Annotated in this window: 7 protein-coding genes; 1 reads left to right on the top strand and 6 read right to left on the bottom strand. The window is 71.8% G+C overall.

Going from position 1 to position 8,475, the window contains the following annotated elements; translation table 11 throughout:
• The 3 genes from GT030_RS11505 to dxr all read right to left on the bottom strand — a co-directional run.
• Positions 1-158, bottom strand: a 158-nt coding sequence (locus tag GT030_RS11505; protein WP_346009613.1) for a flavodoxin-dependent (E)-4-hydroxy-3-methylbut-2-enyl-diphosphate synthase, incomplete at its 3' end; no start/stop codon positions are given.
• Between the two features lie 172 nt (positions 159-330).
• On the bottom strand, positions 331-1,635 hold the full coding sequence (locus GT030_RS11500; protein ID WP_161201016.1) for a site-2 protease family protein: 1,305 nt from the start codon (positions 1,633-1,635) through the stop codon (positions 331-333).
• Entirely contained in the window at positions 1,632-2,900 is a 1,269-nt protein-coding gene (gene dxr / locus GT030_RS11495) for a 1-deoxy-D-xylulose-5-phosphate reductoisomerase (protein WP_161201015.1), read from the bottom strand. Before dxr ends, GT030_RS11500 begins: the two co-directional genes overlap by 4 nt.
• A 199-nt stretch (positions 2,901-3,099) precedes the next feature.
• Here dxr and GT030_RS11490 point away from each other — a divergent pair, with 199 nt between their 5' ends.
• Positions 3,100-3,558, top strand: a complete 459-nt coding sequence (locus GT030_RS11490) for a lamin tail domain-containing protein (protein WP_161201014.1) — start codon at positions 3,100-3,102, stop codon at positions 3,556-3,558.
• Between the two features lie 3 nt (positions 3,559-3,561).
• Here the strand turns inward: GT030_RS11490 and GT030_RS11485 are convergent, their stop codons facing one another.
• The 3 genes from GT030_RS11485 to GT030_RS11475 all read right to left on the bottom strand — a co-directional run.
• Positions 3,562-5,499 (bottom strand): acyl-CoA dehydrogenase family protein, encoded by a 1,938-nt coding sequence (locus GT030_RS11485; RefSeq protein WP_161201013.1) that lies wholly within the window; start codon positions 5,497-5,499, stop codon positions 3,562-3,564.
• A 297-nt stretch (positions 5,500-5,796) separates the two neighbouring features.
• Positions 5,797-7,242, bottom strand: coding sequence for an aldehyde dehydrogenase family protein (locus tag GT030_RS11480; RefSeq protein ID WP_161201012.1), 1,446 nt, complete (start codon positions 7,240-7,242; stop codon positions 5,797-5,799).
• 138 nt (positions 7,243-7,380) lie between these two features.
• On the bottom strand, positions 7,381-8,475 hold a 1,095-nt coding region (locus GT030_RS11475; RefSeq protein ID WP_161201011.1), incomplete at its 5' end, for a PucR family transcriptional regulator.

The raw sequence follows: 8,475 nt of genomic DNA, 5'->3' as shown, positions 1-8,475 counted from the left end.
GTCGACCCGATGTCCGAGGTACGGGTCGTCGTCATCGACTGCACCGACACGGGGGCGTCTCCGCCGACCGCGACGGAGCCGACCTGGATCTGACGGCTCTTGCGCCGCTCGGCGATCTTGGTCGGTACGGACGGCATGCCGAGAGAAATCGCAGTCATCTGCTGTGCAACCCCAAGTCGTGGATCAAGATCCGGTCCCGTGAACCGCGGGCTCCAGGCTTTGAGATTACGACACCGGGCTGTCCGCCAGCACATCCCACCCGGCAAACCCACCCAATGGGCGGCGGCCCGGAACCTGGAGTTCCGGGCCGCTTTTCCTGGTCGTACGAGGTCAGGAGATCCGGACCGGGTTGACCACGTCCGCGATGAGCACGAGCACGGTGAAGCAGACGAAGATCCCGGCCACCACATAGGCCACCGGCATCAGCTTCGCCACGTCGAACGGGCCGGGGTCGGGGCGGCGCAGCACACGGGCCACCTGGCGGCGCAGCGACTCCCACAGGGCGCCCGCGATGTGCCCGCCGTCGAGCGGGAGCAGCGGGAGCATGTTGAAGAGGAACAGCGAGAGGTTGAACCCGGCGACCACGAAGACGGCCATGGCCACCTGCTGGGAGGCCGGGATGTCCAGCGTGGCGATCTCGCCGGTGACGCGGGCGGCGCCGACGATGCCCATCGGGGAGTCCGGCTCGCGGGGGCCGTCGCCGAAGGCGGCGTTCCACAGGGCCGGGACCTTGCCGGGCAGGTCGACGAGGGACTCCACGGCGTGGCCGACCTGGTCGCCCATCCAGACCACCGAGTCGCCGAAGCCGAGCTTGACGACACCGCGCGCCGGGCTGAAGCCGAGGAAGCCGGCCGTGACGTACTGGCCCTGGACGTAGGTGCCGCTGGAGTCCTTCTTGGCCACCTGGTTGGTGGCGATGGTGGCGTGCAGGGTGAGCTTCCTGCCGTCCCGCTCGACCACGATCGGGACGTTGCGGCCCGCGCTGTCCCGGATGAGGTCGGAGAGGGTGTTCCACTTCGCGGTGGGTTTGCCGTCGAAGGAGACGATTTTGTCGCCCGCCTTGATCCCGGCGGCGGCCGCCGGGGAGGCCGGGTCGGACTTCTTGCAGTCGTCGCGGTTCTGGTTCTGCGCGATGACGCAGGCGGAGACCGAGGAGACGGTGTTGGTCTCCTGCTGGACGCCGAAGCCCATCAGCACGGTGAGGAAGAGCCCGACGGCCAGGATCAGGTTCATGAACGGCCCGGCGAACATGACGATGACGCGCTTCCACGGCTTGCGCGTGTAGAACATCCGCGTCTCGTCGCCCGGCTTGAGCTCCTCGTACGCCGCCGAACGGGCGTCCTCGATCATGCCGCGCCACGGGGAGGTGGAGCGGGCGGAGACCCGGCCCGCGTCGTCCGGCGGGAACATGCCGATCATGCGGATGTAGCCGCCGAGCGGGACGGCCTTGATGCCGTACTCGGTCTCGCCCTTGTGCCGTGACCAGATGGTCGGGCCGAATCCGACCATGTACTGCGGGACGCGGATGCCGAAGAGCTTGGCCGTGGACAGGTGCCCCAGCTCGTGCCAGGCGATCGAGACCAGCAGACCGACCGCGAAGACCACTATGCCGAGGATGAACATCAAGGTCGTCATGCACGCGCCTCCGCGGTAGCCGTCCGGTTGGTCAGTTCACGGGCCCTGGCCCTGGCCCAGGTCTCCGCTTCGAGGACGTCCGACACCGTGAGTGAAGTTCCCGTGACCGGGGTGCCGTGTTCCTCGACCACCCGGACGACGGTCTCCATGATCCCGTTGAAGGGCAGAGCGCCGCCCAGGAAGGCTTCGACGCACTCCTCGTTGGCCGCATTGAACACCGCCGGGGCGGTGCCCGCGAGCCGGCCCACGTGCCGGGCGAGGTTCACCGAGGGGAAGGCGTCATTGTCCAGCGGGAAGAACTCCCAGGTGGACGCCTTGCTCCAGTCGAAAGCCGGGGCGGCGTCCGGGACGCGCTCGGGCCAGCCCAGGCCGATGGCGATCGGCCCACCCATGTCGGGGGGCGTCGCCTGGGCGATCGTGGAACCGTCGGTGAACTCGACCATCGAGTGGACATACGACTGGGGATGCACGACCACCTCAATGCGGTCGAAGGGAATGTCGTAGAGCAGGTGGGCCTCGATGACCTCCAGGCCCTTGTTGACCAGGGTCGCGGAGTTGACCGTGATCACCGGGCCCATCGCCCAGGTGGGGTGCGCGAGGGCGTCGGCGACGGTGACGTCCGCCAGCTCGACCTTGGTGCGGCCGCGGAAGGGGCCGCCGGAGGCGGTGACGACCAGCTTGCGCACATCGGCGCGGGTACCGGAGGCGAGGGCCTGGAAGAGGGCCGCGTGCTCGGAGTCGACCGGGATGATCTGGCCAGGCTTGGCCAGCGCCTTGACCAGGGGGCCGCCGACGATCAGCGATTCCTTGTTGGCCAGTGCCAGGGTGCGGCCGGCCTCCAGGGCGGCCAGCGTCGGCGCGAGGCCGATGGAGCCGGTGATCCCGTTCAGGACGGTGTGGCAGTCGGAGGCGGCGAGCTGGGCGGCGGCGTCCGGGCCCACCAGGATCTCAGGGAGCGGCTCGGTGCCGTACTGCCCGGCCAGGGCCTCGCGCAGCGCCGGTGCCGCGTCCTCGCGGGCCACCGCGACGGTACGTACCCCGAGCCTGCGCGCCTGCTCGGCGAGGAGGTCCACCCGGCCGCCGTTCGCGGAGAGGGCGGTGACCCGGAAGCGGTCGGGGTTGCGCAGCACCAGGTCGATGGCCTGGGTGCCGATGGACCCGGTGGAGCCGAGGATCACCACGTCCTTCGGGCCGTCGCCCGCGACGGGGTCGAACACGAGGTGCGGGTCGGCGAGCGGGGCGGGGCTGGCGGGACTGTCGGTCATCCCCCCATTGTGGCCGCACCCGGTGGCCACCCGGACCGCGCGTCCCCTGGCCGGATGGCCGGAAAGGGGTCCCATGGCGCAGGAAGGTTCCCCCTTTGTGAACCCGGAGTGAAGATCCTGTGATAACAATTCAGTTGAACGGGTGAACTTCTCGCCCGTGCAGCGTCTTCGTGGACGACATCCTTGGGGGGATCTCTTCGTGCGTACCCTGCGCCTTCGCGCCACCCTGCCCGCTCTCGCCGGCGCGGCCCTGCTCACCGGCACCCTGCTGAGCACCCCGGCCCAGGCGGCCGGCAGTGTCCAGATCCACCGGGTCTACTTCGACAGCCCCGGCAAGGACACCCGGTCCAACTCCAGCCTCAACGGCGAGTGGGTGCAGCTCAAGAACACCAGCCGCTCGGCGGTCTCGCTGAAGGGCTGGATCCTGAAGGACGCCTCGAACCACAGGTACTCCTTCCCGAACGTCAAGATCGGCGCCGGGAAGTACATGAAGGTCCACACCGGCAGCGGCCGCGACACCACCTCGGACAAGTACCAGGGCCGCCGTGCGTACGTCTGGAACAACACCAGCGACACGGCGACCCTGACCAAGTCGAACGGCTCCAAGGTCGACACCTGCTCGTGGACGACCCGGAACGGCAGCGACAAGTACTGCTAGCGGCTAAGCGCCGTAGGGGCGGCGGGCGTTGACGCGTTCGCTCGCTCCCGGCGTGGCGTCCGCGATCCAGGCGCCGTCTCCCGAGGGGTCGAGGACGCCCTCCTCCAGCCACTCGTAGGCGCCGCCGAGGACGCCCTTGACCACCTTGCGGTCGACGCCGTCGGTGTTGTGCCACAGGCGGGCGAACAACTCGTCGACGCGAACGCGGGCCTGGCGGCAGAAGGCGTCGGCGAGCTGGTACGCCTCGCGGCCGTGCTCGCCCTCGCGCCGCAGCCGCTCGGCCCGGACGCAGGCCGCGCTCATGGCGAACAGCTCCGCGCCGATGTCCACGATCCGGCCGAGGAAGCCCTGCTTGGTCTCCATCCGGCCCTGCCAGCGGGACATCCCGTAGAAGGTCGCGCGGGCCAGCTTGCGGGCGTGCCGCTCGACGAACCGCAGATGCCCGGACAGGTCGACGCCGTGCTTGAACTCGGCGTACGACGACGGGAGCTGGCCCGGCCCCGCGACCAGCTTCGGCAGCCACTTGGCGTAGAAGACGCCCGCGCCCGCACCGGCCCTCGCCTTGTCCTGGAGGGACTTGTCGGGGTCGATGAGGTCACCGGCGACCGAGAGGTGGGCGTCGACGGCTTCGCGCGCGATCAGCAGGTGCATGATCTCGGTGGAGCCCTCGAAGATGCGGTTGATGCGCAGGTCGCGCAGCATCTGCTCGGCCGGTACGGCCCGCTCGCCGCGCGCCCCGAGCGACTCGGCGGTCTCGTAGCCCCGCCCGCCCCGGATCTGGACCAGCTCGTCCGCCATCAGCCAGGACATCTCCGAGCCGTACAGCTTGGCGAGCGCGGCCTCGATGCGGATGTCGTTGCGGTCCTCGTCGGCCATCTGGGAGGCGAGGTCGACGACGGCCTCCAGCGCGAAGGTGGTCGCCGCGATGAAGCTGATCTTGGAGCCGACGGCCTCGTGCAGCGCGACCGGCTTGCCCCACTGCTCGCGCTCGGCGGCCCACTGGCGGGCGATCTTCAGGCACCACTTGCCCGCGCCGGCGCACATCGCGGGCAGCGACAGCCGGCCGGTGTTCAGCGTGGTGAGCGCGATCTTCAGACCGGCCCCCTCGGGGCCGATCCGGTTGGCGGCCGGGACCCGCACCCGGTGGAAGCGGGTGACGCCGTTCTCGATGCCGCGCAGGCCCATGAAGGCGTTACGGTTCTCCACCGTGATGCCCTCGGCGTCGGCCTCCACCACGAACGCGGTGATGCCGCCGGGGTGCCCCTCGGACTTCGGCACCCGCGCCATGACGACCAGCAGGTCGGCCACGACACCGTTGGTGGTCCACAGCTTCACGCCGTCCAGGACGTACTGGTCACCCTCCGGGACGGCCATGGTGGCCAGCCGCGCGGGGTCCGAGCCGACGTCCGGCTCGGTGAGCAGGAAGGCGGAGATGGCGGTGGTGGCGCAGCGGGGCAGGAAGGCGTCCTTCTGCTCCTGGGTGCCGAAGATCTTCAGCGGCTGCGGGACGCCGATCGACTGGTGGGCGGAGAGCAGCGCGCCGACGGCGGGGCTGACCGAGCCCACCAGGGCGAGGGCCTTGTTGTAGTAGAGCTGGGAGAGGCCCAGGCCGCCGTACTTGGTGTCGATCTTCATGCCGAGGGCGCCGAGCCGCTTCAGGCCGGCCACGACCTCGTCGGGGATGCGGGCCTCGCGCTCGATGCGGGCCGCGTCGATCTCCGTCTCGCAGAAGGCGCGCAGCTCGGCGAGGAAGGTCTCGCCGCGCCGGACGCTCTCGGCGTCGGGGAGCGGGTGGGGGTGGATGAGGTCGAGCCGGAAGCGCCCGAGGAACAGTTCCTTGGCGAAGCTGGGCTTGCGCCAGTTCTGCTCGCGGGCGGCCTCCGCCACCTGCCGGGCCTCGCGCTCGGAGACGTTGGTGCGTTGAGTGGTGGGGGCGGACATGAGGCTCACCTCGCCGCGAAGAGGGATGTTGGCGGACCGTAGGTAACCGACCCGTTGCTACTGGATCGTTGGTACCTGAATCGGGCCCGCCCCACCACCCCTTGCGCGTCCGTTCAGGTGAACGGCCGCGCGGGGGGACAACGGCCGCTCAGACCGTTTCGAGGGCCGGGACCAGGGACTTGTGCCCCTCAAACCGATCGCACGATCGGTGCCGCTGTCAAAGGCGCGAGAACAGAACGGCCGGAGCCCCCGCACAGCGGGCTCCGGCCGTTCCGGTGGTGACCTGTCCGTGGCAGGTCAGAGTGCGAGGCCCGTGAGGACCAGGACGCGCTCGTAGGTGTAGTCGTCCATCGCGGAGCGGACGCCCTCGCGGCCGACGCCGGACTGCTTCACGCCGCCGTACGGCATCTGGTCCGCGCGGTAGGACGGGACGTCGCCGATGACGACGCCACCGACCTCGAGGGCGCGGTGGGCGCGGAAGGCGGCCTGGATGTCGTGGGTGAACACGCCTGCCTGGAGGCCGTACTTGGAGTCGTTGACCGCGGCGAACGCCTCGGCCTCGCCGTCGACCTTCGTGACGGTGAGGACCGGGCCGAAGACCTCCTCGGTGGCGAGGGTGGCACCGGCCGGCACGCCGGTGAGGACGGTCGGCGCGTAGGTGGCGCCGTCGCGCTCGCCGCCGGTGAGCAGGGTGGCGCCCAGCTCGACGGCCTCGTTCACCCAGGACTCGACGCGCTGCGCGGCGGCCTCGCTGACCAGCGGGCCGACCTCGGTCTTGTCGTCGGCCGGGTCACCCGTGACCTGGGCCTCGACGGCGGCGACGATGCGCGGCAGCAGCCGCTCGTACACCGCGCCATCCACGATCACACGCTGCACCGAGATGCAGGACTGGCCGCCCTGGTAGTTGGAGAAGGTGGCGATGCGGCTCGCGGCCCAGTCCAGGTCGGCGTCGCTCGCCCAGTCGCCGAGGACGACGGCCGCGCCGTTTCCGCCCAGTTCCAGCGTGCAGTGCTTGCGCGGCACCGAGTCCATGATCGCGTAACCGACCTGCTCGGAGCCGGTGAAGGAGATCACCGGGAGGCGCTCGTCCTGGACCAGCGCGGGCATCTTGTCGTTGGCGACCGGCAGCACGCTCCAGGACCCGGCGGGCAGGTCGGTCTCGGCCAGCAGCTCGCCGATGACCAGGCCGGACAGCGGGGTGGCCGGGGCGGGCTTGAGGATGATCGGGACACCGGCGGCGATGGCCGGGGCGACCTTGTGCGCGCACAGGTTCAGCGGGAAGTTGAACGGCGCGATGCCGAGGACGACGCCCTTGGGGAAGCGACGGACCAGCGCCATGCGGCCCTGGCCGCCCGCGTCGGTGTCGAGTCGCTGGGCCTCGCCGCCGTTGAACCGCCGGGCCTCCTCGGCCGCGAGCCGGAACACGGAGACGGCACGGGCGACCTCGCCGCGCGCCCACTTGATGGGCTTGCCGTTCTCGCCGGAGATGAGCTGGGCGATCTCCTCGGCGCGCTCGGTCAGCCGCCCCGCGACGTGGTCGAGGGCGGTGGCGCGGACGTGCGCGGGGACGGCGGCGAACTCGTCGCGGACCGCGTACGCGGCGGCCACGGCCTCTTCGACCTGGGCGTCGGTGGGCACGCTCGCCCGGCCGACGACGCGGCCGTCCCACGGGGAGGAGACGTCGAAGCTGTCCTCGCCGGTGGCCTGGCGGCCGGCCAGCCAGAAGGCGTGGGTGGAGGTCATGTGCGGGTCCGGCCCTTCCGCGTCGGGGGTGATGTGCGTGATCCACGGTAGGGCGGGCGGGCGCGGCGGTCGCTTGTCCGAGTCGTACGGAAACGGGTCGCCGATGCGCCGGTTCGGCGGGGTGGGCGCGGGGGGTGGCTACTCCCCCGAGGTCGCCTTCAGCGCCAGCCACAGCTCCATCCGGACGTCCGGGTCGTCCAGCGAGCGGCCGAGGATCTCCTCGACCCGGCGCATCCGGTAGCGCAGGGTGTGCCGGTGCACGCCGAGGTCGGCGGCGGCCGCGTCCCACTGCCCGTGCCGGGACAGCCACGCCCGCAGCGAGGCGACGAGGTCCCCGCGCCCGGTGGCGTCGTGGTCGCGCAGCGCCCGCAGCAGGCCGTCGGCGAAGGCCCGTACCGCGTCGTCGGCCAGCAGCGGGAGGACCGAGCCGGCCGCTACGTGCTCGTGCTCGACCAGGACCCGGCCGCGCCGCCGGGCCACCGAGAGTGCCTGCTCGGCCTGGCGGTAGGCGGAGGCGGCCGCGATGGGGCCGGCCGGGGCGGAGAGACCGACCACGAGTGCCTCGTCGTCACCCCCCTTGGACTCCGGGACGAGGCGGGCCGCCTCCAGCGCGCTCGCGTAGGCCGTGCAGGCGGTGACGGCCGCGCCGCCGTCGGTGGCCAGCACCACCAGCCGGTCCCGTTCGGGTACCACCAGCACGGCTTCGCCGGAGCGGGCGGCGGCGGACTCGGCGGCCTCCGCGAGCGCGTCCAGCGGATCGCCGTCCGTCCCCTGCCGCGGCGCGGACTCGGCGACCAGCAGCCGGAACGGCGCGTCCAGCAGCCCGCCGTACAGGTCGCCGGCGACCGCGCGGGCGTGGTCGGGCTCACCCGCGAGCAGCATCCGCAGTACGGCCGCGCCGACCCGCTGTTCGGCGGCGTGCAGGGAGCGGGAACGCTCGGTGGTGAGGGTGAGCAGGGCGATGGCGGAGTGCACGGCGTAGCGCTCGGCGGTGCCGGGGGCGGATGCGGTGCCGACGGCGAGTGCGGCGCGGGGGCGGCGGCCCGTGCCCAGCGAGTGCAGCTCGATGCGGTCCTCGGTGTCGGGGGCGGCGACCACCGAGGAGGCGGGAGCGGGGCGTTCCCGCAGCCGCTCGACGTCGGCGGTGAGCCGGGCGGCCCGGCGCCCCGCCCACTCGGGCGCGGCGGCGACGACGGCCCCGGACGCGTCGTACAGCGCGGCCCAGCCGTCGAC

It is taken from the genome of Streptomyces sp. SID1328 (assembly GCF_009865595.1).
In the GTDB taxonomy this organism is placed as follows: Bacteria; Actinomycetota; Actinomycetes; order Streptomycetales; family Streptomycetaceae; genus Streptomyces; species Streptomyces griseoluteus.
Note: the sequence above shows the minus strand (reverse complement) of the source record. Positions and strands in the feature narration are given on the sequence as shown.

What these genes read in the sequence shown, in the direction of transcription:
- GT030_RS11500 (WP_161201016.1), bottom strand. Translation starts at nt 1,635, where the DNA reads ATGACGACCTTGATGTTCATCCTCGGCATAGTGGTCTTCGCGGTCGGT.
- dxr (WP_161201015.1), bottom strand. Translation starts at nt 2,900, where the DNA reads ATGACCGACAGTCCCGCCAGCCCCGCCCCGCTCGCCGACCCGCACCTC.
- GT030_RS11485 (WP_161201013.1), bottom strand. Translation starts at nt 5,499, where the DNA reads ATGTCCGCCCCCACCACTCAACGCACCAACGTCTCCGAGCGCGAGGCC.
- GT030_RS11480 (WP_161201012.1), bottom strand. Translation starts at nt 7,242, where the DNA reads ATGACCTCCACCCACGCCTTCTGGCTGGCCGGCCGCCAGGCCACCGGC.